Source organism: Halomonas sp. SL1, assembly GCF_003030865.2.
Classification (GTDB): Bacteria; Pseudomonadota; Gammaproteobacteria; order Pseudomonadales; family Halomonadaceae; genus Halomonas; species Halomonas halophila.
Genome location: NZ_PYUQ02000013.1, coordinates 55,237 through 78,909, shown reverse-complemented (window position 1 = coordinate 78,909; position 23,673 = coordinate 55,237). Strand labels below are relative to the sequence as shown.

22 protein-coding genes are annotated in these 23,673 nt (G+C 67.0%); 4 read left to right on the top strand and 18 right to left on the bottom strand.

Going from position 1 to position 23,673, the window contains the following annotated elements; translation table 11 throughout:
• Positions 1-120: 120 nt before the first annotated feature.
• Both C9J49_RS08250 and C9J49_RS08245 read right to left on the bottom strand, forming a co-directional pair.
• Positions 121-765: a LysE family translocator gene (locus tag C9J49_RS08250; protein WP_107181567.1), complete on the bottom strand. Its 645-nt coding sequence runs from the start codon at positions 763-765 to the stop codon at positions 121-123.
• A 10-nt stretch (positions 766-775) separates the two neighbouring features.
• Positions 776-1,201, bottom strand: coding sequence for a TM2 domain-containing protein (locus C9J49_RS08245; protein WP_035593112.1), 426 nt, complete (start codon positions 1,199-1,201; stop codon positions 776-778).
• A 294-nt stretch (positions 1,202-1,495) separates the two neighbouring features.
• Here C9J49_RS08245 and C9J49_RS08240 point away from each other — a divergent pair, with 294 nt between their 5' ends.
• Positions 1,496-1,702, top strand: coding sequence for a cold-shock protein (locus C9J49_RS08240; protein ID WP_016853765.1), 207 nt, complete (start codon positions 1,496-1,498; stop codon positions 1,700-1,702).
• Positions 1,703-1,798: 96 nt separating this feature from the next.
• On the opposite strand, the gene C9J49_RS08235 is transcribed toward C9J49_RS08240, so the two are convergent.
• The 3 genes from C9J49_RS08235 to yegS form a co-directional block, all read right to left on the bottom strand.
• Positions 1,799-2,506, bottom strand: coding sequence for a hypothetical protein (locus C9J49_RS08235; RefSeq protein ID WP_107181566.1), 708 nt, complete (start codon positions 2,504-2,506; stop codon positions 1,799-1,801).
• 70 nt (positions 2,507-2,576) lie between these two features.
• The gene (locus C9J49_RS08230; protein ID WP_202020700.1) at positions 2,577-3,005 is read right to left on the bottom strand and encodes a VOC family protein; all 429 of its coding nucleotides are present in this window, start codon (positions 3,003-3,005) and stop codon (positions 2,577-2,579) included.
• Between the two features lie 64 nt (positions 3,006-3,069).
• Positions 3,070-3,999 carry a lipid kinase YegS gene (gene yegS / locus C9J49_RS08225; RefSeq protein WP_246124660.1) on the bottom strand — a complete coding sequence of 310 codons (930 nt, stop codon included), beginning with the start codon at positions 3,997-3,999 and terminating at the stop codon, positions 3,070-3,072.
• Between the two features lie 116 nt (positions 4,000-4,115).
• On the opposite strand from yegS, the gene C9J49_RS08220 reads away from it, so the two are divergent.
• Together C9J49_RS08220 and C9J49_RS08215 are read left to right on the top strand one after the other, a co-directional pair.
• On the top strand, positions 4,116-5,714 hold the full coding sequence (locus C9J49_RS08220) for a cation:proton antiporter family protein (protein WP_173835015.1): 1,599 nt from the start codon (positions 4,116-4,118) through the stop codon (positions 5,712-5,714).
• Positions 5,715-5,793: 79 nt separating this feature from the next.
• Positions 5,794-6,081, top strand: a complete 288-nt coding sequence (locus tag C9J49_RS08215; RefSeq protein WP_046078168.1) for a hypothetical protein — start codon at positions 5,794-5,796, stop codon at positions 6,079-6,081.
• An 84-nt stretch (positions 6,082-6,165) separates the two neighbouring features.
• Here the strand turns inward: C9J49_RS08215 and pepN are convergent, their stop codons facing one another.
• From pepN to C9J49_RS08195, 4 genes are all read right to left on the bottom strand, one after another.
• Complete coding sequence (pepN, locus tag C9J49_RS08210; protein WP_107181564.1) at positions 6,166-8,796, bottom strand: aminopeptidase N; 2,631 nt, start codon at positions 8,794-8,796, stop codon at positions 6,166-6,168.
• A 112-nt stretch (positions 8,797-8,908) separates the two neighbouring features.
• The gene (locus C9J49_RS08205; RefSeq protein WP_035593123.1) at positions 8,909-9,286 is read right to left on the bottom strand and encodes a YbaN family protein; all 378 of its coding nucleotides are present in this window, start codon (positions 9,284-9,286) and stop codon (positions 8,909-8,911) included.
• A 122-nt stretch (positions 9,287-9,408) separates the two neighbouring features.
• Positions 9,409-9,894 carry a YajQ family cyclic di-GMP-binding protein gene (locus tag C9J49_RS08200; RefSeq protein ID WP_107181563.1) on the bottom strand — a complete coding sequence of 162 codons (486 nt, stop codon included), beginning with the start codon at positions 9,892-9,894 and terminating at the stop codon, positions 9,409-9,411.
• Between the two features lie 84 nt (positions 9,895-9,978).
• Positions 9,979-10,455, bottom strand: a complete 477-nt coding sequence (locus tag C9J49_RS08195; protein WP_046078170.1) for a GNAT family N-acetyltransferase — start codon at positions 10,453-10,455, stop codon at positions 9,979-9,981.
• A gap of 196 nt (positions 10,456-10,651) precedes the next feature.
• On the opposite strand from C9J49_RS08195, the gene cobO reads away from it, so the two are divergent.
• The gene (gene cobO / locus C9J49_RS08190) at positions 10,652-11,251 is read left to right on the top strand and encodes a cob(I)yrinic acid a,c-diamide adenosyltransferase (protein ID WP_107181562.1); all 600 of its coding nucleotides are present in this window, start codon (positions 10,652-10,654) and stop codon (positions 11,249-11,251) included.
• Positions 11,252-11,308: 57 nt separating this feature from the next.
• On the opposite strand, the gene C9J49_RS08185 is transcribed toward cobO, so the two are convergent.
• The 9 genes from C9J49_RS08185 to C9J49_RS08145 form a co-directional block, all read right to left on the bottom strand.
• A complete protein-coding gene (locus C9J49_RS08185; protein WP_107181561.1) occupies positions 11,309-12,025 on the bottom strand; it encodes a 3'-5' exonuclease in 717 nt (238 codons plus the stop codon).
• Positions 12,026-12,038: 13 nt separating this feature from the next.
• Positions 12,039-13,949 (bottom strand): DUF294 nucleotidyltransferase-like domain-containing protein, encoded by a 1,911-nt coding sequence (locus C9J49_RS08180; RefSeq protein WP_046078173.1) that lies wholly within the window; start codon positions 13,947-13,949, stop codon positions 12,039-12,041.
• A 150-nt stretch (positions 13,950-14,099) separates the two neighbouring features.
• The gene (locus tag C9J49_RS08175; protein WP_046078174.1) at positions 14,100-14,513 is read right to left on the bottom strand and encodes a DUF4168 domain-containing protein; all 414 of its coding nucleotides are present in this window, start codon (positions 14,511-14,513) and stop codon (positions 14,100-14,102) included.
• A gap of 146 nt (positions 14,514-14,659) precedes the next feature.
• Positions 14,660-16,855: a TRAP transporter large permease subunit gene (locus C9J49_RS08170; RefSeq protein ID WP_052719282.1), complete on the bottom strand. Its 2,196-nt coding sequence runs from the start codon at positions 16,853-16,855 to the stop codon at positions 14,660-14,662.
• A 144-nt stretch (positions 16,856-16,999) separates the two neighbouring features.
• Complete coding sequence (gene dctP / locus C9J49_RS08165; RefSeq protein ID WP_082090817.1) at positions 17,000-18,157, bottom strand: TRAP transporter substrate-binding protein DctP; 1,158 nt, start codon at positions 18,155-18,157, stop codon at positions 17,000-17,002.
• Positions 18,158-18,714: 557 nt separating this feature from the next.
• Positions 18,715-19,581, bottom strand: coding sequence for a formyltetrahydrofolate deformylase (gene purU / locus C9J49_RS08160; RefSeq protein WP_046078175.1), 867 nt, complete (start codon positions 19,579-19,581; stop codon positions 18,715-18,717).
• 75 nt (positions 19,582-19,656) lie between these two features.
• Complete coding sequence (locus tag C9J49_RS08155; protein ID WP_107181560.1) at positions 19,657-20,292, bottom strand: sarcosine oxidase subunit gamma; 636 nt, start codon at positions 20,290-20,292, stop codon at positions 19,657-19,659.
• Positions 20,285-23,326: a sarcosine oxidase subunit alpha family protein gene (locus tag C9J49_RS08150; protein WP_107181559.1), complete on the bottom strand. Its 3,042-nt coding sequence runs from the start codon at positions 23,324-23,326 to the stop codon at positions 20,285-20,287. The genes C9J49_RS08155 and C9J49_RS08150 overlap by 8 nt, the downstream gene beginning before the upstream one ends.
• Positions 23,323-23,670 carry a sarcosine oxidase subunit delta gene (locus C9J49_RS08145; RefSeq protein ID WP_046078178.1) on the bottom strand — a complete coding sequence of 116 codons (348 nt, stop codon included), beginning with the start codon at positions 23,668-23,670 and terminating at the stop codon, positions 23,323-23,325. Before C9J49_RS08145 ends, C9J49_RS08150 begins: the two co-directional genes overlap by 4 nt.
• Positions 23,671-23,673 lie beyond the last annotated feature (3 nt).

The window sequence follows — 23,673 nt, the reverse complement described above, 5'->3', positions numbered from 1 at the left end:
AAGAAGAAGGCCCGCCGAATGGCGGGCCTTATCGATTCAGGGCCGGATACCGGACCGGCGAATCAGCGCCTCGCGCTAGGCCGGGCCAAGGTCAGCGCTATGTCGGCGCCCGGGTCAGCGCTATGTTGGCGCCCGGGTCAGCGCCAGCTTGGCACCGAAGGCCACCAGCACGCCGCCGGTGAGACCGTTGAGCCAGCGCGCGAGCACGGGGCTCGCCAGCCAGCGGCCGGCACGGCCGACCAGCAGCACCACGGCGATCTGCCAGACGTTGGCGATCAAGAAGTGCACGCCGGCCAGCCACAGCGACTTGGCCAGGGCCGGATCGCCCGGGGCGATGAACTGCGGCAGGAAGGCCATGTAGAAGACCACCGTCTTGGGATTGAGCACGTTGGACAGCAGCCCCTCGCGCAGCGGCCGCCAGGCCGGCACCCGCTGGCGCTCGCCGTCCACCGCCCCCACCGGCAGCCCCTGGCCGCGGCGCGCCTCACGGAGGCTGGCGATCCCCAGCCAGATCAGATAGGCGGCGCCGGCCAGCTTGAGCGCGGAGAAGGCCCAGGCCGACTGCAGCAGGATCAGCGAGATGCCCAGCGCCGAGACGGTGGCATGCACGAACAGCCCGGCGCAGATCGCCAGGCTGGTCAGCACGCCGTCACGCACGCCGCCGCGGGCGGTGTTGCGGATCACCAGCAGGGTGTCCACGCCGGGGGTGATGCTGAGCAGGGTGATGGCCACCAGGAAGGGCCAGAACTGGGCGTCGAACCACATCAGGCCGCCCTCACCCGCCGAACACGCCGCGCTTGGCGTGGCGCATGGATATCTGGTCGTTGAGCGTCCAGAAATCGTAGAGCACGCCCAGGCCGAACAGCCCCAGGGTGCACAGGTAGATCACTCCGGTGACCCACTTGCCCAGATAGAAGCGGTGCACGCCGAAGGCGCCGAGGAAGGTCAGCAGCAGCCAGGCCAGGGTGTAGTTGGTGGGACCGGCCTGAAAGCGCAGGTCGGCCTGCCGGTCCATGGCCGGGATCAGGAACAGGTCGATCAGCCAGCCGATGCCGAGCAGGCCAAGGGTGAAGAACCAGATCGTGCCGGTGACCGGCTTGCCGTAATAGAAGCGGTGTGCGCCGAGGAAGCCGAAGAGCCACAGCAGATAGCCGATGGCCTTGCTGTGGGTATCCTGAGAGGCGATGCGAGTGTGTTCCATGGAAAAGTCTCGTCGATGCCCTGGAGGTCGCTGGACGCCCGGGGGCTGAGTGGCTACATTGACCTAGCGGGCGGAGGCACCAGTTTCACTGCGGCACGTTGTTGACGCAACCCTGGCGCTGATGCACTATCCGCTGCGTAGGTTAGCAAGTAGAAAGTCGTCAGTTGTACTTCGATTCCTTCGATGCACCCGGTGCGCACTTCTTCTTTGTCTGCCCACGCAAGACGGGCTCGTGCCGTGTGAAACGGCCAATACGACCCAGCATCAATATTTAGTTTGTTAAGGAAATCGACAATGGCAACTGGCACTGTCAAGTGGTTCAACGACACCAAGGGCTACGGCTTCATCTCTCCGGAAGACGGCGGTGATGACCTGTTCGTCCACTTCTCCGAAATTCAGGCTGAAGGCTTCAAGTCCCTGCAGGACGGCCAGAAGGTCTCCTTCGAAGTGACTCAGGGCAAGAAAGGCCTCCAGGCCTCCAACGTTCGCGTCGCCGAGTAAACTCGACCGACAGGACGATCGACCGCCGGCCATGCCGGCGGTTCGAGTAGAAAAAGGCCCGCCGTCCGGCGGGCCTTTTTCGTGGGCGCTCGAGTCTCAGGGCGAGGCCGAATCGCCACCGCTCGCCTCGTCATCGAGCGAGTCGCCACTATCCGGCGGGGTCTCCGTGGCCTCGCGAATCTCGCTCGGCACGCCCTGCTCGGCCTGCTCGAACTGTTCGTCGATCTTGCGGCGAGCCTCCTCGAAGCGGCGCTCGGTCTCTTCGAGGATCGCCTCGACCTCGGGATCGGAGGTCGGCGCAATGCCGTCCGTCGCCATGGGCTCGGGGTCGAGGGCATCGTCCAGCTGACTCGCGTCCGCGGCGTCCATTTCCGGCAGCGACGCCTCGTCGGGCGTCTGCCGCGAGACTTCCTCGTACTGGCTGTCGATATTCTGCTTGGCTTCCTCGAAGCGACGCTCGGTGTCCTTCAGGATCTGCTCGACCTCGGCCTCGGTTTCCTGCTCGGAAGGCGGCGCCATCTCGCCCGAGGGCACGGCGTCGGCGGTCTCGGGCACGCTGGCCGGCGCGGCTTCCTCGGCCTCGCCCTCGACGGACGCTTCGGCGTCGGACGCCGCGTCGGCGCCATCGTCCCGGTCCGGCGCCGCCGTGACAGCATCCTCGGAGGCACTCCCCTCCTCGACGGCAGGCGCAGTGTTCGTGGCATCGCCGGCGGGCGCGGTCTCGTCGCTCGGTTCGCCCTCGTCGTTGCCGCAGCCTGCCAGGGCGATCGCGACCGCCAGAACGAGCGGTTTCCAGGGGGTCATGGCCTTCCTTCTCTTCGATGGGTGTCGAACGTCATTGCACCAAAGGGCGACGGGCACCGCAAGACAGGCCTCAGCGCGCGAACAGCTGCCCGGCGATGTCGCGGAAGGCCTTGAATTCGATGGCGTTGCCGCTGGGATCGCGGAAGAACATGGTGGCCTGCTCGCCCGGCTCACCGGCGAAGCGCACATAGGGCTCGATCTCGAAGCGGATGCCGGCATCGGTCAGCCGGTCGACCAGCGCCTCCCAGTCGGCCATTTCCAGCACCACGCCGAAGTGCGGCACCGGCACGCCGTGCCCGTCGACCGGGTTGCGATGGGTTTCCCGGGGCGACTCGCCGAGGGCGGGGTCGAGATGGCAGACGAACTGGTGACCGTAGAGATCGAAGTCGATCCAGGTATCGCTGCTGCGCCCTTCGGGGCAGCCCAGAAGCTCGCCGTAGAAGCGCCGCGCCTCGGACAGGTCGCGGACCGGCACGGCGAGATGGAACGGGGTCAACATGTGCACGTCTCCTTGAGCCAGGATGGCCTCATGATGCCGCGCCCGAGGCCGGCTGGCCAGTCGCTTACTTCGACAGCAGCGGGCAGTCGTCCGGCAGCGCCAGCGACAGCGCGTGCGGCTCGACCTCGACCCGGAAGGCCCGGCGGTGGCAGGGTTCGCCGTCCAGGGTCAGCGGCAGGTCGGTCTCCGCCTCGATGCTGAGCCAGGTGGTACGGAAGGTCTCGACGAAGGTGCCCTCCCCGGGGCGACGCTGAAGCTCGCGACGCATCCGCACCATGTCGCCAAGCGAGGCGAAGTCGCGCAGGATCAGCACGTCGAGCTGACCGTCATCGATGCGGGCCGCCGGCGTCAGGTGCTGACCGCCACCGGAGCGGGTGCCGTTGCCGAGCGCCAGCACGAACAGCGACGCCTCGCGCTCGCCCTCCGCCCAGCGCAGCTGGACCGGATAGGGACGATACTGCCAGGCCTTCAGTGCTCCGATCAGGGAATAGGCCCCGCCGCCGAGCAGTCGCTTGAGGCTCTTGGGCGTCGAGGAGGTGATCTCGGCGCCGAAGCCGCCGGTGGCCATGTTGAGGAAATAACGGCCGTCGAGCGCCGGCACGTCGACCGGCCGCAACGGCAACGACAGCGCCGCCTTCAGCGCGGCCAAGGGGTCCTGGGCAAGCCCCAGGGCACCGGCCAGGTCATTGGCGCTGCCCAGCGGCAGCAGGCCGAGCCCCGGGCGGTCCTCTGCCGGCAGACGCATCAGGCCGTTGACCGCTTCGTTGATCGTGCCGTCGCCACCGCCGACGATCACCCGCCGAAGGCCGTCACGCCCGGCCTGCTCCGCCATGCGCGCGGCGTCCCCGGCCTCCCAGGTGACCCGCACCGCGAGCTCGGCGCCGGCCTCGCGGCAGGCGCTCACCGCCTGGCGCACCGCCGGCAGTTGCGCCGACTTGCCGTTGAGGATCAGCATTGCCATGGTCTCGCGTTCCTTGTCCTTGATCGTCGTCATGGCCGCTTCACGGCCGGCCGGCATGCTCAATGGATGAATCCCATTCACTCTATGACTTCCTTACACTGTCTGTCTTCTCGCATCGTTTATCGACCACCGCGACATAGGGAGTTGTCATGATCGCACCCGCCTTCCTCCTGGCGGCCTTCCTTGGCGGCCTCGCCGCCATGTGCCTGCGCCTTCCGCCCCTGGTAGGCTTCCTGGCCGGCGGCTTCGTGCTCAACGCCCTGGGCTTCACCTCCACCCCGCTGCTCGAGGTGGTGGCCGATGTCGGGGTCACGCTGCTGCTGTTCAGCATCGGCCTGAAGCTCGACATCCGCACCCTGCTGCGCCGCGACGTCTGGGGTGGCGCCACCCTGCACATGCTGCTCTCCAGCCTGGCGCTGGTGGCGCTGCTCGGGCTGTTGAAATGGCTGAGCCTGCCGCTGCTGGCCGAGGCCGGCTGGTCGACCCTGGCCCTGCTGGGCTTCGCGCTGTCGTTCTCCAGCACGGTGTTCGTGGTCAAGGTGCTGGAGAAGCGCAGCGAGAGTCAGACCGCCTACGGCCGCCTGGCCATCGGCGTGCTGATCATGCAGGACATCTTCGCCGTGGTCTTCCTCACCGCCTCCACCGGCGCCCTGCCGAGCCCCTGGGCGCTGGGCCTGCTGCTGCTGATTCCCCTGGCCCCGGCGCTGCGCGCCCTGCTGGACCGCCTGGGCCACGGCGAGATGCAGATGCTGTTCGGCATGCTGCTGGCGCTGGTGATGGGCTATGCGCTGTTCTCGTCGGTGGGGCTCAAGGGCGACCTGGGCGCGCTGGTCATCGGCCTGCTGCTGGCGCCTCACCCGGCCGCACAGGCCCTGGCACGCTCGATGTTCAGCCTCAAGGAGCTGCTGCTGGTGGGCTTCTTCCTGAGCCTGGGCCTGACCGCCATGCCCAGCTGGGAGCTGCTCGGCACCGCACTGCTGCTGGTGCTGGCCCTGCCGCTCAAGGGCCTGCTCTACCAGCTGGTGTTCATGCGTTTCCGCATGCGCCACCGCACCTCGGTGCTGTCCGCCCTGAGCCTGACCAACTATTCGGAGTTCGGCCTGATCGTCGGGGCGCTCGCCACTGCCGAGGGCTGGCTGCCGGAACGCTTCCTGGTGGTGCTGTCGCTGGCGGTGGCGCTGAGCTTCGCCGCCTCGGCGGTGGTCAACGGCTTCGGCGAGCGTTTCTATCGCTGGCTGGAGCCGCGCCTGCCCGAGATCGACGAACGGGACCTCACCCCCAGCGACCGCCCCATCGAGGTCGGCGACGCCGAAGCCGTGGTGCTGGGCATGGGCCGCATCGGCAAGGGCGTCTACCGTCGCCTGCAGAAGGAGTACGGCCTGCAGGTGCTGGGCATCGACAGCAACCCCAAGAGCATCGAGCGGCTCACCGCCATGGGCTTCAACGCCCTGGAGGGCGACGCCGTGGACTCGGAGTTCTGGGACAAGCTGCTGATGTCCTCCGAGGTGCGCCTGGTGGTGCTGGCCATGCCCCACCATGCCGGTAATCTGGCCGCCCTGAAACAACTGCGCTCGCGCCACTTCCCCGGGCGCATCGCCGCGGTGGTGGAATATCCCGAGGAGATCGAGCCGATCCGCGAGCTCGGCGCCAGCGCGGTCTTCCACGTCTACGACGAGGCCGGCCGCGCGCTGGCCGACAGCGCCGCCGAGGAGGCCGGACTCAGCTCGCGCACCAGTCAGCTGGGCTGACGGCCACCACGCCCGCCCCGGCGGGCGTGGTACCCTATGGCGCCGTCCCCGACGCCCTTCGTCTCGAGATCTCCCGCGCATGAACGATTTCTTTACCGCGATCGGCCAGTTCATCGGCCACGTCATCCGCTTCATCGTCGATGCGCTCGGCGCCGGCCTGAACGGCCTGGACGACGCCGCCAGCAGCCTGATCGGCGGCATCGCCGGAGGCCTCGGCATTCCCGCCAACCTGCTCAGCCTGCTGGTGCTGGCGCTCGGCCTGTGGCTGCTGTGGAAGGCCTTCTCGGCCCTGCGCCGGCGAGCCGTGGTCGCCACCCTGATCTGGGTGCTGCTGGGCGTCAGCGTACTGAGCTGGCTAATCAACTGATCACTCCGAAGCATTCGCCCCGCGCACAAAAAGACGCCGCCCTTCCGGGCGGCGTCTTGTCGTTCTCGCGAGCGAATGTCGGGATTACGCGAGGGCTTTCTCGATCACCTCATACACGTTCGGCGAGAGTTTTTCTTCGCGGATGCGCTCGAGCTCACCCTTCATGAGTTCCTGGCGAGTCTCGTCGAAGCGGCGCCAGCGGGTCAGCGGGGTCACCAGCCGCGAGGCGATCTCGGGGTTCAGGCGGTTGAGCTCGATGACCACGTCGGCCAGCAGCCGGTAGCCCTCGCCGTCGAGGCGGTGGAAGTTGACCCGGTTCTGGGCGAAGGCGCCGATCAGCGCGCGGACCTTGTTGGGGTTGGTCAGCGAGAAGGCCGGGTGGTCCATCAGGAACTTGACCCGCTCCAGGGCATCGGACTGCGGGCGGGACACCTGGACGCTGAACCACTGGTCCATGACCAGCGGGTCGTGGGCCCACTTCTCGCCGAAGGTGCGCAGCGCCGGGTCGGCCAGCTCGTCGCGACTGGAATGCACCAGCAGCGTCAGGGCGGCGCGCACGTCGGTCATGTTGTGGTCGGCCTCGAACTGGCGGCGGGCCAGCTCGATGCCCTCCTCGTCCTCGATGCTGACCAGGTACGACAGTGCCACGTTCTTGAGGCTGCGCGCGGCGATCTGCTCGGGCTCCGGTGCATAGGGGGCGTCGCCGACGTTCTCCTGATAGACGCGCAGGAAGTCGGCGCGCAGGGCCATCGCCAGCGACTGCTTCACGAACTGGCGGGCGGCGTGGATGGCGTCCACGTCGACCAGCGGCTGCTGCTCGGCGATATAGGCCTCGGAGGGCAGCGTGAGCATCTCGGCCAGCACCGCCTTGTCGTCGGTCTCGCGCTTGAGCAGCTCACGGAAGGCCTCCACCACCCGCGGGTCCATGACCTTCTCGACGCCGTTGCGATGCGCGGCGATCAGGTCGTCCAGCGCCAGCAGCGCCAGGCGCTGGCCGGCGTCCCAGCGATTGAAGCCGTCGCTGTCATGGGTCTGCAGGAAGGCCAGGTCCTCGCGCGAGTAAGGGAAATTGAGCTTGACCGGCGCCGAGAAGCCGCGCGCCAGCGACGGCACCGGGGCCTCCTCCACGTCGGTGAAGACGAACTCCTGCTCCTCCTCGCGCAGGTGGATCACCCCGTCGGTGCCGAGCGACTCGCCGTCCAGGGTCAGGCGCAGGTCGCGGCCGCTCTTGGTGCCGACCAGGCCCAGGCGGATCGGGATATGCTGCGGCGCCTTGTCGGGCTGCCCCGGCGTGGCCGGGGTACGCTGGCGCAGCAGCAGCCGGTAGGCGCCGTTGGCATAGTCGTATTCGCCGTGGGCGTCGATCTCCGGGGTGCCGGCCTGGGAGTACCAGCGCATGAACTGGTCGAGGTCCTGACCGGACGCCTCGGCCATGCAGGCCACGAAGTCCTCGATGGTCACCGCCTGCCCGTCGAAGCGCGAGAAGTACAGGTCGCTGCCGCGACGAAAGGCCTCCCAGCCCACCAGGTTGCGCAACATGCGCACGATCTCGGCGCCCTTCTCGTAGATGGTCAGGGTGTAGAAGTTGCCGATCTCGATGTAGTGGTCCGGCCGCACGGGATGAGCGGTGGGGCCGGCATCCTCGGCGAACTGAGCGGTGCGGAAGAAGGACACGTCCTCGATGCGTTTCACCGGCGCGGAGTTGGTGTCGGCACTGAAGGTCTGGTCGCGGAAGACGGTGAAGCCCTCCTTCAGCGACAGCTGGAACCAGTCGCGGCAGGTGACGCGGTTGCCGGACCAGTTATGGAAGTACTCGTGGGCGACGATACCCTCGACGCGCTGGAAGGCGGCATCGGTAGCGGTGTGCGGATGGGTCAGCACCGCCGCCGAGTTGAAGATGTTGAGCCCCTTGTTCTCCATGGCGCCCATGTTGAAGTCGTTGACCGCCACGATCATGAACAGGTCGAGGTCGTACTCGCGACCATAGGTCTCCTCGTCCCAGCGCATGGCGCGCTTGAGCGAGGCCATGGCGTGATCGGTCTTGCCGAGGTTCTCCTCTTCGACCCAGATCTGCAGCGTCACCTCGCGGCCGCTCATGGTGGTGAAGCGATCCTCGACCTTCTCGAGGTCGCCCGCCACCAGCGCGAACAGGTAGCAGGGCTTGGGATGCGGATCTTCCCAGGTCACGAAGTGGCGGCCGTTCGGCAGCTCGCCACGCTCCACCGGGTTGCCGTTGGAGAGCAGCACCGGCTCACGGTCGAGGCGGCCGATCACGGTGGTGGAGAAGGTCGCCATGACGTCGGGGCGATCCGGGTAGAAGGTGATCCGCCGGAAGCCCTCGGCCTCGCACTGGGTGCAGAACATGCCGCCGGACTGGTAGAGGCCCTCCAGGGCGGTATTGGCCTCGGGGGCGATCTCGACTTCGGTGTCCAGCAGGAAACGCTCCGGCGCCCGCTCGATGCGCAGGCCCTGCTCGGTCAGCGCATACTCGTCGTCGCCCAGCGGCTGGCCGTCGATGGCGATGGCCTTCAGCGCCAGCTGCTCGCCGTCGAGCTCCAGCGGCTCGCCGGCCTCACGCTCCGGGTGGCGCTCCACGTGCAGGCGCGCCTTCACCCGGGTGGCCGAGGGATCGAGGTCGAAGGTCAGCTCGGTGTGGGTGACGCGGTAGGCGGGGGGACGATAATCGCTGAGATGGATCGGCTGAGGTTCGGACATCGAGGATGGCTCCTGTGAAGGTTGCCGGCCATTGTACGGCCCTCTCTGCCTCGACCTCAAAGTGCCGTCGTCAACTCCGCTACGGGGTACGGCGATACCGCCCGAGGGACGCTCAGGAGTCGACGACCGGCTCCGGGCGGGTCAGGATCCAGCCGGCGAGCCCGGCCAGACCGAGGATCAGCACCAGCTTCAGCCACAGCGCGCCGATCACCAGGGCCAGTACCACCATCGAGAACAGCAGCATGCCTCCGGCCAGCCACTTGGCATGGCGGGGGATCGCCCGCTCGGATTCCCAGGCCACGATGGTGGGGCCGAAGCGCGGGTGCGCACGGATCCAGCCGGCGAAGCGCGGCGAGCCCCGGGAGGCTGCCCACACCGCCACCAGCATGAAGCAGGTGGTGGGCATCAGCGGCAGGAAGGCGCCGATCACGCCCAGGGCGAAGCTGGTCCCGGCGAGAATCAGGTAGAAGATGCGGCGCGCTTGGGACATCGAGCGCTCACTCCTTTGGCGACAGGCACGTCTCTATTGAAGCCCAAGCCACCCCCCGCTGCCAATCGCCATCGCCAATGAGGATGACGGCCCGGGGCTATGGCCGCGTGTCGATGACGGGCTCAGTCGCGGAAGTTGTCGAACTGCAGCGCCAGGTCGGGACCGTCCTCGCCCTTCAGCAGGGCCATGACCTGCTGCAGGTCGTCGCGCTTCTTGCCGGTGACGCGCACCTTCTCGCCCTGAATCTGGGCCTGGACCTTGAGCTTGGTGTCCTTGATGCGCTTGACGATGTCCTTGGCTTCCTTCTGCTCCAGGCCCTGCTTGAGGCGCACCGCCTGGCGGGCGCGAACGCCGGAGAGTTCGGGGTCATCGATCTCCAGGCAGCGCGGATCGATGCCACGGCCGATCAGCTTGTTGCGCAGCATGTCGAGCATCTGGCGCAGCTGGAAATCGACCTCGGCCTCGAGGGTGACGGTCTCGCCCTCGAGCGCGAAGGAGGCCGTCACGCCCTTGAAGCCGAAGCGGCTCTGCAGCTCGCGGTTGGCCTGGTCGACGGCGTTGCTCGCCTCGTGCTTGTCGAACTCGGAGACGATATCGAAGGAGGGCATGGCGGATTCCCGATGATGAACGATGGCGCCATTCTAAGCGCGACGGGCCACGGCGCCTAGTCGGCCACACCTAGCCGGCTGCACCTAGCCGGCCTGGGCCTCGGGGCCGGCGAACAGGGCCTTGCTCATCCGCCAGGCCGCGCAGCCGTCCTCGTAATAGTCGGCCATCCAGTCGCTCGGTACGAAGCCCGAGCCCCGATAGAGCGTCAGCGCCGCCTGATTGTCGACGCGCACCTCGAGCACCAGCCAGTCGCAGCCCTGCTCCCAGGCCATGCCCTCGAGCCGCTCGAGCATGCGGCGCCCCAGGCCGCCGCCGCGGGCCTGGGGATGCACGCAGAACGAATAGAGCCGGGTCTGCTCGCTGCCCAGGCGAAACAGCAGGGTGCCGTAGCCGAGCAGCGCGCCGTCCTCGTCCACGGCCAAAAGCGTCAGGGCATGGGCCCGGTTGAGCAGGTGCCAGAGCTGACGACGCGTGAAGCGGTCGCCGCTGAAGGCCAGTTGCTCGAGGGCGTAGAGCGCGTCGAGATCGCGAGCGGTCGCGGTACGCAGGATCGCAGACATGACAGGGCTTCCAGGGTCACTCCCTGCGGATTCTGACGTCGTCGGATGACGCTGTCTTTGGCGACAGCGATGAAATCTTTTCAGTCTGCGACCGCACCATGCCGCACTCGACTCATCCCTCTGTGGCCGGCGGCTGACGCCGCTCGCCGCCTGGGGTAGGCTGCCTGCCCGACCCACGACACGAACAGGAGCCGAGATGAGCGAACGTGACGAGCGCCACCGCAAGGCCATGCAGACCCTCAAGTCCCGCGTCGACGAGAAGGTCGCCGCCGCCGACGAACGCCGCGGCCAGCTGCTGGTGTTCACCGGCAACGGCAAGGGCAAGACCACCGCCGCCTGGGGCACCGTCACTCGCGCGCTGGGCTACGGCTATCGCGTCGGCGTGGTGCAGTTCATCAAGGGCCAGTGGGAATGCGGCGAACGCAACCGGCTCGAGGACGATCACCACCTCGAGGTGGCGATCATGGCCACCGGGTTCACCTGGGAGACCCAGAACCGCGAGAGCGATACCCAGGCCTGCCGCGAGGTATGGGCCGAGGCGGCGCGAATGCTCGCCGATCCCGAGGTCTACCTGGTGGTGCTCGACGAGATCACCTACATGCTCAAGTTCGGCTACCTGGACATCGCCACGGTCAGGCAGGCACTGGAGAACCGTCCCGTCGAGCAGACGGTGATCGTCACCGGGCGCAACGCCCACCGCGAGCTTCAGGCCATGGCCGACACCATCACCGAGATGACGGAGGTGCGCCACGCCTTCAATGCGGGCCTGGAGGCACGACGCGGCATCGATTACTGACCGCACCGGACGCCGTGCCGGCGTCGATCGACGCGTGTGCACTGGCCAGGGCCTGTCTCAGCTCCAGATCGTGCCCACCGGCGTCTCGAGACTGTAGTGGTGGGCGATCTGCGCCTGCAGCAGCTCCGCGGTGGCCAGCGCATCCGTCAGCGCATGGTGGCCCTGGTAGGGTGGCAACCCGTAGCGAGCGCGGCTGTCGAACAGACGGATGGAGGCCGGCGGCCGCCCGATCCAGCGCTTGAAGCGTGCCACCAGCGACTGGCGGTGGATGCGCGCCTCGAGCGACATGGTGTCGATCATCGGGTAGACCACGCCCTCCCCCAGCCGCGCCTTGACGGCCACGTCAAGGAAGGGGCGCTCGATGTGCCGGTAGTGCACCACCGCCAGCCGACCGGCCAGGGCATCGAGCAGGTCCTCCAGGATGTCGCCCAGCTCCGGGGCGTTGGCGATGTCGGCATGGGTGATGTGGTGAAAGGTCACCGACTCGGCGTTCAGCGTACGCCGCGGGCGCACGATCCAGTAACGACGCTCGGTGACGGCGATACGCCCCAGGGTGAAAGGCACCAGGCCGATGCTGACGATGGAGTTGCGCCGGGCATCGAGCCCGGTGGTCTCCATATCCAGCGCCACCAGCGGGGCTTCGCCGATCGGCGTCTCCGGCGCCGGGGCCCCGGCGGTGAAGAAGCGCGACAGTCGCGGGTCCTGGGCGGCCGCGGCGCGATGCGCCAGGTAGCTCGTCCAGTCGGGTATCTGGGTCCTGCGTCGCATCAGCATCCGGGCACCTCGCTCATTTGGCCCGCGAGGGCATCGGGTAGCGGAACTTGAGGAACTTCTGGGCGTGGCTCAACGCCTGGAAGGCATCCTTGAGGTGATGACGCTCGCTGCTCGAGACGTTCTCCGGCTCGATGTTGTTGTCCGGCGTCTGGTCGTGCTGGATATCGATCACCTGGTGGCGGATTCGCGACATCGACAGAAACTCCAGGGCGTAGCGCAGGCGATCGCTGACCCCCGGGGCCAGCAGCTGGGTGCGATCGATGTCGTCGAGCCGGTCGAAGCTGTTCTGGGCGCTGGAGCCGCAGGCCAGGGCATGCACCCGGATCAGGTCGACCATCGGCGCGGTGCCGCGGCGCTTCAGGTTGATCGAGTTGTTGTGCTTGCCGTCCTTCTCCATCACGAAGGTGCGGAAGAAACCCAGCGGCGGGGTGCGGTTCAGGGCGTTGCGGGCCATCGCCGCCAGGAAGCGCGGATGCCGCGCGGCCTGGTAGGCCACCAGGTCCTGGAGCTGCTCCACCAGCACGTTCTCCCCGTAGACGGCGTCGAGATCGAAGAAGATCGAGCTATGCAGCAGCCGCTCGGGATTGGGCTGCTCGATCCACTCGGTGAAGTAGCGCTTCCACACCGACAGGGGCTGCCGCCAGCTCGGGTTGGTGGCCATGATGTCGCCCTTGCAGTAGGGGTAGCCGCAGGCATCCAGGCCATCGCTGACGAACTGCGCCAGCTCGAGGAAGTAGGCGTCGTGCTGCTCGGGATCGAAATCGTCGGACAGCACCAGGGCATTGTCCTGGTCGGTGGCGATCGACTGCTCGTTGCGCGCCATGGAGCCCATCGCCATGAAGCAGTAGGGCACCGGCGGCGGCCCCAGGCGCTCCTCGCCCAGCTCCAGCAGGCGGCGGGTGAAGCTGCGCCCGATGGTCGACAGGGCGCTGCCCACCATGCGCGAGTCGGCGCCCTCCTCGACCATGCGCACGAAGGCCGCACTGACGTCCGGCGCCAGCCGTGCCAGGCCCTCGGCGTTGGGCTGGTGGAAGATGTTGCTGACCAGGTACAGGCTGCTCTGGGTCTCGTAGCGGATGATGTCCGAGAGGTGCACGATGCCCACCGGGCGGCGGCGATACATCACCGGCAGGTGGTGAATGTTGTAGCGCAGCATGACCAGCATCGCCTCCTGTACCGACTCGTCGGACTGCACGGCGATGACGTTGCCGGCCACCACCTCGCCGACCGGCGTCTCCGGCGACAGGCCTTCCGCCACCACCCGGGTGCGGAAGTCGCTGTCGGTGAGGATGCCGCGCAGCTGCCAGGCGCGCTCCTCGCTGTCGCGGAAGGTGTAGCGCGGATTGTCCTCTTCGCCGGGGTCGTCGAGCACCAGCACCGCCGAGGCCTGGAAGTCGGTGATCTGACGGGCGGCCTCCTGGACGGTGGTCGAGGCCTCGACCATCAGCGGGTAGCGCGTGACCAGCTTGCGCACCCGGGTGATCATCATGTCGTTGTTCTTCTTCTGCTCCTCGACCACGCTCTCGAGCCGCGGGCGCTGCAGCTCGACGAAGTCGGCGAAGTCGTCGTCAGCCTGACAGAGATGCTGGAAGACCGTCTCGGGAATGAAGTAGATCAGCGAGTCTTCCATGGCCCGCACGGGATAGCGGACCCGGTTGTTCCGCAGCAGGCTGAACTGGCCGAAGATCTCGCCCTCGCCCCGGCGGTTGTAGAGCTCCCCGCCGCGACGATAGACCTCCACCGCGCCGCTGCGGATGTAGCACAGCTCGTGGAGTTCCTGGTCGAGCGTCAGGATATCGGTGTCGGCCTTGAAGTAGGCCACCTGGACGTTGCTCGCCACCTCGTCGAGCAGTTCGTCGGACAGCGTCTCGAAGGGCGGAAAACGCCCGAGATGCTGGCGAATTTCCAGCAGTTCCACATCCATGGCCCAGTGCCTACCCGGTCGTTGAGGATAGGCCAAGTCTGAAAGGCGCCGAGGACGGTGTAAAGAGCTTGTATCACGGGGGCCGGAACGCGGAAAGGCCGCCCCGAGGGGCGGCCTTTCATCGCACAGGGATCTCGCGGGATGACGGGATCAGGAAGCGGACTCACCGCTGCCCTGGGCCATGCCCTGGACGCGCTGCATCAGCTCGGGATCCTGCTGGATCGCCTGGCCGATGGCGTTGAAGGTCTCCACTTCGAGGCCGCTGTTCTGGACCGCCTCGACCATCTGGTCGTTGGCTTCCTGACGGACCTGCTGCTGGGCCTCTTCACCCTCGGCGTTCTGCAGCTGCTGGGTGTAATCCTGAGAGATCACCGCGATTTCCTCGGAGGCATCGGCGAACTTCTGCAGCTGGGCGTCGGAGAAGTTCTGGGTCGCGGCCTGCGCCTCGGCCGGGGCCTGGCCCTGGCTGGCGGTGGCATCGGCACTGTCCTGTGCATACGCCATGGAGCTCATCATACCGGCACTGAGCAGGGCGGCGGAAAACAGGGCGGTGATACGTTGCATAGATACCTCCGAAAACATTGTCTTGCATGCGTGGGGTGCCCTCCTGTGACGAGCCACGTCGACAAGGGTTCACCACCATCGTGTAACAGTTTGAAAAGACGACGCTCCCGGTCGGGAGCGTCGTCGGTGGTGGCACGCGTCGTCGCCTAGCCGTAGGCGAGATTCGGCAGCCAGGTGACCAGCGCCGGGAACAGGATCACCAGGATCAGCCCCAGGGCCTGGATGCCCAGGAACGGGAAGGACGAACGGAAGATCTGCCCCATGGTGATGTGCGGCGGGCACACCCCCTTGATGTAGAACAGTGCGTAGCCGAACGGCGGACTGAGGAAGGACATCTGCATGTTCACCAGGTAGATGACCCCGAACCACAGCGACACGTCGGCGGGCGACACGCCGGGCAGCCCGAATACCCCGTCGAAGCTCATCGACTGGATCAGCGGCACGAAGATCGGCACCGCCAGCAGCAGGATGCCCACCCAGTCGAGGAACATGCCCAGCGCCACCAGCAGCACCATCATCAGCGCCAGCACCGCGTAGGGGCCGAGCCCCGCGCCGGAGATCAGCTCCTGCACGAAGGTCTGGCCGCCCTGGAGGATGTAGAAGCCGACGAAGATGCTGGCGCCGAAGATGATCCACATCACCATCGCCGAGGCGACCAGGGTGGTCATGCAGGCGGCGTGCAGGTTGGGCCAGGTCAGGCGCTTGTGCAGCGCCGCCACGACCAGGGCGCCGAAGGTCCCGATACCGGCCGCCTCCACCGGCGTGGCGATGCCGGTGAAGATGATGCCCAGCACCAGCACCACCAGCACGATGGGGGCCAGCATGTTGCGCAGCAGGCGCAGCTTCTCCTTCATGTCGACCCGGTCCTCCACCGGCATCGGCGGCGCCATCTTGATGTTCAGGGTGCCGCGCATCCAGCAGTAGAAGCCGTACATGAAGGCCAGCAGCAGGCCGGGAATCAGCGAACCGAGGTAGAGTTCACCCACCGACTGCTGGGCGATGACGCCGTAGATGATCGCCAGGATCGACGGCGGAATCAGGATGCCCAGGGTGCCGCCGGCCATGATCGAACCGATGGCGATCTCCGGGTCGTAGTGACGCTTGAGCATCGCCGGCAGGGCGATCAGGCCCATGGTCACCACCGCGGCGCCGATCACGCCGACCATGGCGGCGAGCAGCGTGGAAGCGATGACGGTGGCGATGGCCAGGCCCGCCTTCAGGCCGCCCATCCACTTGTAGACGACGTCGAACAGCTCCTCGATGATCCCCGCCTTCTCCAGCACCGAGGCCATGAAGATGAACAGCGGAATGGCCGACAGCTGGTAGTTGGTCATCATCGGGAAGATGCGCGACGGCATCAGGTTGAGCATGTGCTGATCGCCCACCAGGTAGAGGAAGGCCACCCCCAGGCCGCCGGTGACGAAGGCCAGCGGCAGGCCCGCCACCAGCACCACCATCAGGGTGCCGAACATCACCAGGGTCAGACCGCCGATGCCCAGGCCGCTGAGGCTGTTCTCGAGGCTGCCGGCCAGGCTCTGGTAGTCGGTGGTGGCGATGTTGACCATCTCGAACAGCACCCACGCCCCGAGGACGATGCCCAGCGCGATCAGCAGGGTCGAGAAGGTATGGCTGCCGCCATGCGCCCGTCGATGGTGGCGGAAGGCCTGGACGTCACGGATCAGCTGGGCGATGCCCTGGAGCAGCAGCAGCAGCGCCCCGAAGAACAACATGAACTTCACCGGGTAGAACTGGATCGCCCACTCGGTGAAGGACGTCTCGTTGGCATAGCTGGCGCCGAAGAAGAAGCGATCACTCACCGACTGGGAGAAGAACTTCCAGCCGGTCACCAGCAGCGCGATGGTGAAGATGAAGAAGGACACCGAGGTCAGCAGGTCCAGCGCCGCCTTGTTCACCGGCCGGGCACGCTGGTAGAGGATATCGACGCGCACGTGCCCGCCCTCGCGCAGGGCGAAGGCCCCGGCGATCAGGTACTGCATGCCGAACATCAGGGTCATCGACTCGTGGGCCCAGTTGGTCGGCGAATTGAAGGCATAGCGCATCAGCACTTCGTAGGCGAACACGAAGGGGGCGATCAGCGCCCAGTAGGCCACGTAGCGGCCGAAGAAACCGGAGATGCGGTCGACCAGGGCGGTGAAGAGGTTGCCCGGGGGATGGTAGCGCGCCACCGGCGCCTCGCCGGGGACCTCGCCGGTGTCGCCGCCGCTGATGGTGCCGCCGCGCCGGAAGCTGCGGTCGACGAGCCACATCACCAGCAGCGGCAGGAAGAACAGTGCCGACCAGTAGAGCCAGTGCGGCAGAACGAAATTGATCTCGAGATTCATGAAAACTCCTCCGCGATACCATCACTTCCCGGCGATGGCGACGGATCATCTAGCCGACGGGATGCAGGGTTGAGGGCATGGCGCCCATGCAAACCGGGGCTGCGGCGCTCGGCCCACAGCCCCCGGATGAAGCAAGCAGAGGGATCAGACGTTGAGTTCGAAGTCCTTGATGTCGTCCTCGGTGATCAGCGCCACCGCCGGATCCATCATGGTCCTCAGGTGGGCCCGGAACATGCGCGCGGCGTCAGGGTCCTTGTTGGCCCACTTGAACCACAGCGGGATGGCGACCTCGCGGAAGCGGACGGCGTCCTCCTCGGAGAGGTGGATGATCTCGACGCCCTTCTCGCGGTACTTGGGCCAGGCCTCGGCGTTGGCCTTCTGGATCGCCGCGTAGTGCTCGCGGGAATAGCCCGCCACCAGGTCGTGCATCAGGTCCTGCACCTGGGGCGACATGCGTTCAAAGACACGGCGATTGACCGAGATGTCCATCAGGTCGACCGCCTGGTGCAGGCAGGGCGTGGAGGGCGGGCCCATGATGATGTAGTCGGCCACCTGCCAGAAACCGAGCTCGTAGTTGACCGCCGCCCCGGTGAAGTCGGCGGCATCGATGGTGCCTTTCTCCAGCGCCGGATAGACCTCGGAACCGGGCAGCAGCGTGGTACGTGCGCCCATCTCGGCGAAGGTCTCGGCGACGATGCCGCCGGGCATGCGGATCTTGACCCCGTCGAAGTCGTCGAAGCTTCTCAGCGGCACCTTGGAGTGGATCAGGTTGAGGTCGTGGTGAACGTAGCCCAGCAGCTCCTGGCCCTGCTTGCGATAGAGTTCCTTGGCGATGCCGAAGCCGCCGTAGGCGCCGAACATCATGTCCCACTGGTGGGGCAGCGACAGCCCCATGGGGAAGGCAGTGAGGAAGACGCCGGCCGGCATCTTGCCGGGCCAGTAGACGGTGAACCAGTTCTGACCGTCGAGCACGCCGTTGCGCACCGCATCGGCGACCTCGAAGGCCCCGGCCACGGCACCGGCGGGGAAAGGCTCGATGCTGACCTCGCCACTGGTGGCCTCGACCACACCGTTGGCCCAGGCCTCGAAGGTGCGGTAGCCCACGGTCCCCGGCTGCCAGGAGGACTGCATGCGGATGCGAATGCCCTGCTGAGCCTGGACATTGCCGATCCAGGGGGCCGCCACGGCCGCGGCGGAGCCGATCGCGGCGGCCTTCAGGAAGTTACGACGATTGCCGGCACCGCTGCCCGATGTCGCGACGCTAGCGGACGAAGTGCGCTTGGGCTGCTGGTCGTCTTGCATGGCGAAGACTCCTCGTTGGTGTTGCGTCCGTCTCGCACGGCGCGAGAACGGAGGGCTTGTTGTTGTTTCTTCTGGCTTCACCCCATGCCGCCGGCGCCCGAGGGACGCCGACGGCATGGGCAACACGATCCATGTCTCTGGAAATACCTTCCGCATCAAAACGTAGTGTCCCCGGAGACCCCGGCCAACAGCGACTTTCAACGTACATCGCTCAACGATACGCACCGATAACGAAGTAACATGCTGTTATATATAAAAATTCAGACTCTGGGGCGGCGCAGGCGAAAAAACGTCCCTACGACTATTGAACGAGTGATGGGAGGCCACGAGGGGAGAGAGGACGGGGGAAGTCGGAACGATAAAGACGACGGCCATCGCCGGGGAGGCGATGGCCGTGCAAGGCCGCTCGGGCGGCCTCAAGCGCGAACCGGAAGGCTAGCGCGAGAACACCACCGTGCGGCGGCCGTGCGGGAACACCCGACGCGCCACGTGGGCATCGACGGCGCGGGCGACAGGCATCAGGAGCACTCGATCTGGCGCCCCCGCCCTTGGCTTTCCTAGCGCGAGAACACCACCGTGCGGCGGCCGTGCAGGAACACCCGACGTGCCACGTGGGCATCGACGGCGCGCGCCAGGGTCATGCACTCGATGTCACGGCCCTTGGCCACCAGATCCTCGGGATCGTCGGCGTGGCCAACCGGCTCCACGCCCTGAGTGATGATCGGCCCCTCGTCCAGATCGTCGTTGATGTAGTGCGCGGTGGCACCGACCAGCTTGACGCCCTTCTCGAAGGCCTGGTGATAGGGCTTGGCACCCTTGAAGCCCGGCAGCAGCGAGTGATGGATGTTGATCGCGCGGCCGGAGAGCTTCTCGCACATGTCGCTGGAGAGCACCTGCATGTAGCGGGCCAGGATCACCAGCTCGGCGCCGGTCTCCTCGACCACCTCCCACACCCGGGCCTCCTGCTCGGCCTTGGTCTCGGCGGTGATCGGGAAGTGGTAGTACGGCAGCCCGTGCCAGTCGGCCAGCGGCTGGAGATCCGGGTGGTTGGAGACCACCGCGCGAATCTCGATCGGCAGCTGGCCGGTACGATAGCGATACAGCAGGTCGTTCAGGCAGTGATCCGCCTTGGAGACCATGATCACCACCGGCATCCGCGCATCCGGGGCGGTCAGCTCGAAGGCCATCTCGAACTCGGCGGCCCGGGCGGCGAAGGCGGCCTGGAAGGCCTCGGCATCGAAGTCGGGCTCCAGCGGGCGGAACTCGGTGCGGATGAAGAAGCGCTCGCCGTGATGGTCGTCGAAGGACTGCTGCTCGGTGATGTAGCAGCGGCTCTCCTTCAGGAAGCGGGTCACCACGTCGACGGTGCCCAGGCGGCTGGGGCACTGGGCGGTGAGAATCCAGGTATCGGCGCTACGGCTCATGGAAGGTCTCCTGACGTAAGCAGGCCGGGGCGAGCCCCGGCCTGATCTGGTACCACGGCTGAATGACGGTCGCGCTCAGCGCTCGACGCCGATAGCGTACTCGTCACCGGCATCCAGCAGCCAGCGATAGGTATAGTCGGCGAAGCTGCGGCGCACCACCAGCTCCCAGCGCTCCTCGCTCGGACGGCGAAGGACCACGGTGGTCTTGGCGAAGATGGTGGTCACGCCCTTGCCGACCGGGAAGTGGCTCGGATGGACGTCGTAGACCACCGACTTCTTCAGCACCTCTCGGGCGGCCTCACCCTCGAGCTCGACCAGGGTCTGGCCGCCGCTGACGTTGCTGATCGCGAAGTGGGCGTCGCCCAGCGCCGCACGCAGGCGGTTTTCCAGCTCGAACTCCTCGCCGCCGGGCACGATGACCAGCCACTCGTCCGGGGAGATCCACTGGATCGAACGCTTGCCCTCGTCGTCATGGACCAGGCCCTGGGGCTCGCCAGGCAGGGAGACGCCGAGCACCCCACGCACCGCGCCGTCGAGCACCACGGCGCCGCCGCGCAGCACCAGGTGCCCCAGGAAGGGCTTCTCGCGCAGCACCACCTGGCTCTTGGCGGTGGGGGCCGGAGCCCCCGAACGACGATAGCTGTAGGCGAGCGGCGATTCGACCGGGATCTTGGCCTCGGTATTGGTATCGAAGGTGGCAACGTTAGACATTCTGACGCTCTCCCTTGGGATCGAGGAAGATGGGGCTGACGATCTCGGCCTCATGGACCTGGCCGTCGGCCATGGGCAGATAGACGGTCTCGCCCATCTTCTTGTGACCGCCCTTGACCACGCCCAGGGCGAAGCCTGATTCCAGGGTCGGGCTGTAGTAGCTGGAGGTCACGTGACCTTCCATCGGCATCGGGATCGAATGGTTCGGGTCGAGCACGATCTGCGCGCCCTCCTCCAGCACCACCTTCGGATCCTTCGGCTTGAGGCCGACCATCTGCTTGCGGTTCTCGCGCGAGGTGTCCGGACGCGTCAGGGCACGCTTGCCGATCCAGGAGAACGGCTTGTCGTAGCCGATCGCCCAGTGCATGCCGAGGTCTTCCGGGGTCACCGAGCCGTCGGTGTCCTGACCGGCGATGATGAAGCCCTTCTCGGCGCGCAACACGTGCATGGTCTCGGTGCCGTACGGCGTCAGGCCGTACTTGTCGCCATGGGCGAACAGCGTCTCCCAGACGTGCAGGGCGTAGTTGGCCTGGACGTTGATCTCGTAGGCCAGTTCACCGGTGAAGGAGATACGGAAGATGCGCGCCGGCACGCCCGCGACCTTGCCTTCCTTCCAGTCCATGAACTTGAAGCTGTCCTTGTCGAGATCGACCTCGGTGGTGACCTCTTCCATCAGCTTCCGCGCTTCCGGACCGGTGATGGTCATGGTCGCCCAGTGATCGGTCACGGAGTTGAAGTAGACGTCCAGTTCCGGCCACTCGGTCTGGTGCCAGACTTCCAGCCACTCGAGCACGGTGGCGGCGCCGCCGGTGCTGGTGGTCATCAGGAAGTGGTTGTCGCCGAGGCAGCTGGTGGTGCCGTCGTCGAACACCATGCCGTCGTCCTTGCACATCAGGCCGTAGCGGACGCGGCCGGGGGCCAGCTTGGCCCACTTGTTGGTGTAGACGCGACCCAGGAACTCGCGCGCGTCCGGGCCCTGGATGTCGATCTTGCCCAGGGTGGAGGCATCGAGGATGCCGACCTTCTCGCGCACCGCCCGGCACTCGCGAACCACCGCCTCGTGCATGGTCTCGGTCTTGCCGTTGACCTTGCGCGGGAAGTACCAGGGACGCATCCACTGGCCGACTTCCTCGAACGCGGCGCCCTGCTCCACGTGCCACTGGTGCATGGCGGTGTAGCGCTCGGGATCGAACAGCTCGCCGCAGTGACGGCCGACGATGCTGCCGAAGGTCACCGGGGTGTAGTTGGGACGGAACACCGTGGTGCCCACCTCGGGGATCGAGCGACCCAGGACGCGGGCGGCGATGGCCATGCCGTTGATGTTGCCGAGCTTACCCTGGTCGGTGCCGAAGCCCATGGCGGTGTAGCGCTTGACGTGCTCGATGGACTCGAAGCCCTCGCGGGTGGCCACTTCGATGCCGGCCGCGGTGACGTCGTTCTGCAGGTCGACGAACTGCTTCGGCGCGCGCAGGGTCGCCTTCTCGTGGGGCACCTGGTAGAGCGCCACGGCGGCGCCGTCACGGCGCTCGGCGACCTGGGGCAGGCTCACGGAGGCGGCCTCGAAGCCGGACTCGGTGGCCGCTTCCAGCCCGGCCTCGACGCCTTCGGCCAGCACCGCGCCGGTGGCATAGACGCCACGCGCGCCACCGGCGGCGGCGACGCCCTTCACGGTGTTCGGGACGAAACCGAGCAGCTCATCGTTCCAGGTCGGACGGCTGCCGGTGTGGGACGCCAGGTGGATGACCGGGCTGTAGCCGCCGGAGCTGGCGATGGTGTCGCAGCTCAGAGTCTCGGAGCCACCGACCACGCGGAAGCCCTGGAGGTCGACCTTGGCGATGCGGGCGGCGCTGACGCGGGAGTCGCCCTTGGCCTCGACGACCGCGGAGCCGGCGATGATGCGGATGCCCTTGGCGCGGGCCTGCTCGACCAGCTCGCCGTCCGGGTTGGCCCGGGCGTCGGCGATGGCGACCACGTCACGGCCGGCCTCGGCCCAGTCCAGCGCCGCGCGGTAGCCGTGATCGTTGCTGGTGGAAAGCACCAGCTTGCTGCCCGGCACCACGCCGTAGCGGCGGATGTAGGTGGAGACGGCGCCGGCCAGCATGTTGCCCGGCACGTCGTTGTTGCCGTAGACCAGCGGGCGCTCGTGGGCGCCGGTGGCCAGCACGACGCGGCCGGCACGCACGCGGTGCAGCCGCGAACGGGCCTGACGACGACCGTCCTTGAGCGGCGCGGTATCGGCCAGGTGCTCGGTACGGCGCTCGTGCAGGGTCACGAAGTTGTGATCGTGATAGCCGTTGGCGGTGGTGCGCGACAGCAGGGTCACGTTGTCCATGCCGGACAGCGCCTCGACGGTCTCGGCAACCCACTGATCGGCCGGCTTGTCGTCGAGCAGCTCGCGGGAGTCGAGCAGCGAGCCGCCCATCTCTTCCTGCTCGTCGGCGACGATCACCCGTGCGCCGCTCCTGGCGGCGGCCAGCGCCGCGGCCAGGCCGGCCGGGCCGGCGCCCACGACCAGCACGTCGCAGTGCTGGTGCATGTGATCGTAGATGTCCGGGTCGCTTTCCATCGGGCTGCGACCGAGACCGGCGCCCTTGCGGATGTACTTCTCGTAGGTCATCCACATGGAGGCCGGGGCCATGAAGGTCTTGTAGTAGAAGCCCGGCGGCATGAAGCCGCCGCCCAGCTTGCCGACCAGGCCCATCAGGTCGCGCTGGACGTTCGGCCAGCCGTTGGTGCTGCGCGCGGTCAGGCCGTCGTACAGCGCCTGCTGGGTGGAGCGCACGTTCGGCACCTGGCCGGCCTCGGTGGCACCGAGCTGGACCAGCGCGTTCGGCTCCTCGGCGCCGGCGGCGAAGATGCCGCGGGGACGCGAGTACTTGAAGCTGCGGTTGACGATGTCGACGCCGTTGGCCAGCAGGGCGGAGGCCAGGGTGTCACCGGCATGGCCCTGATACGTCTTCCCGTTGAAGGTGAAGCTCAGCTGACGAGAGCGGTCGATACGGCCGCCCTGGGCGAGACGATTGAGCTGGCTCATGCGCGGACTCCTTCACGAAGCGATGCCTGGTCGGCTTCAGCAGACGGCCGGCCCTCGGGGTGCTCGGCGGTGAACGTCGGCTGCTCGCCCATCTTGTAGGTCTCGAGAATCTCGTAGGTCACGGTATTGCGCGTGATGTTGAAGAACTTGCGGCAGCCCACGGCGTGTACCCACATCTCGTGGTGGATGCCACGGGGGTTGTCGCGGAAGAACAGGTAGTCGCCCCACTCCTCGTCGCTGCAGTTCTCCGGATCCGCCGGCCGGATGAGGTGCGCCTCACCCTTGGGGTGGAATTCCTCTTCCTCGCGGTGTTCGCCGCAGTAGGGGCAATGGATATAGAACATGTC

Bases quoted from the DNA above. Each gene is read 5' to 3' on its own strand.
- C9J49_RS08170 (WP_052719282.1), bottom strand. From the start codon at position 16,855: ATGAATCTCGAGATCAATTTCGTTCTGCCGCACTGGCTCTACTGGTCG.
- pepN (WP_107181564.1), bottom strand. From the start codon at position 8,796: ATGTCCGAACCTCAGCCGATCCATCTCAGCGATTATCGTCCCCCCGCC.
- C9J49_RS08180 (WP_046078173.1), bottom strand. From the start codon at position 13,949: ATGGATGTGGAACTGCTGGAAATTCGCCAGCATCTCGGGCGTTTTCCG.
- C9J49_RS08215 (WP_046078168.1), top strand. From the start codon at position 5,794: ATGAACGATTTCTTTACCGCGATCGGCCAGTTCATCGGCCACGTCATC.
- C9J49_RS08230 (WP_202020700.1), bottom strand. From the start codon at position 3,005: ATGTTGACCCCGTTCCATCTCGCCGTGCCGGTCCGCGACCTGTCCGAG.
- C9J49_RS08150 (WP_107181559.1), bottom strand. From the start codon at position 23,326: ATGAGCCAGCTCAATCGTCTCGCCCAGGGCGGCCGTATCGACCGCTCT.
- cobO (WP_107181562.1), top strand. From the start codon at position 10,652: ATGAGCGAACGTGACGAGCGCCACCGCAAGGCCATGCAGACCCTCAAG.
- C9J49_RS08200 (WP_107181563.1), bottom strand. From the start codon at position 9,894: ATGCCCTCCTTCGATATCGTCTCCGAGTTCGACAAGCACGAGGCGAGC.
- C9J49_RS08220 (WP_173835015.1), top strand. From the start codon at position 4,116: ATGATCGCACCCGCCTTCCTCCTGGCGGCCTTCCTTGGCGGCCTCGCC.
- C9J49_RS08240 (WP_016853765.1), top strand. From the start codon at position 1,496: ATGGCAACTGGCACTGTCAAGTGGTTCAACGACACCAAGGGCTACGGC.
- C9J49_RS08205 (WP_035593123.1), bottom strand. From the start codon at position 9,286: ATGTCCCAAGCGCGCCGCATCTTCTACCTGATTCTCGCCGGGACCAGC.
- C9J49_RS08195 (WP_046078170.1), bottom strand. From the start codon at position 10,455: ATGTCTGCGATCCTGCGTACCGCGACCGCTCGCGATCTCGACGCGCTC.
- purU (WP_046078175.1), bottom strand. From the start codon at position 19,581: ATGAGCCGTAGCGCCGATACCTGGATTCTCACCGCCCAGTGCCCCAGC.
- C9J49_RS08250 (WP_107181567.1), bottom strand. From the start codon at position 765: ATGTGGTTCGACGCCCAGTTCTGGCCCTTCCTGGTGGCCATCACCCTG.
- yegS (WP_246124660.1), bottom strand. From the start codon at position 3,999: ATGACGACGATCAAGGACAAGGAACGCGAGACCATGGCAATGCTGATC.
- C9J49_RS08185 (WP_107181561.1), bottom strand. From the start codon at position 12,025: ATGCTGATGCGACGCAGGACCCAGATACCCGACTGGACGAGCTACCTG.
- C9J49_RS08235 (WP_107181566.1), bottom strand. From the start codon at position 2,506: ATGACCCCCTGGAAACCGCTCGTTCTGGCGGTCGCGATCGCCCTGGCA.
- C9J49_RS08175 (WP_046078174.1), bottom strand. From the start codon at position 14,513: ATGCAACGTATCACCGCCCTGTTTTCCGCCGCCCTGCTCAGTGCCGGT.
- C9J49_RS08245 (WP_035593112.1), bottom strand. From the start codon at position 1,201: ATGGAACACACTCGCATCGCCTCTCAGGATACCCACAGCAAGGCCATC.
- C9J49_RS08155 (WP_107181560.1), bottom strand. From the start codon at position 20,292: ATGTCTAACGTTGCCACCTTCGATACCAATACCGAGGCCAAGATCCCG.
- dctP (WP_082090817.1), bottom strand. From the start codon at position 18,157: ATGCAAGACGACCAGCAGCCCAAGCGCACTTCGTCCGCTAGCGTCGCG.
- C9J49_RS08145 (WP_046078178.1), bottom strand. From the start codon at position 23,670: ATGTTCTATATCCATTGCCCCTACTGCGGCGAACACCGCGAGGAAGAG.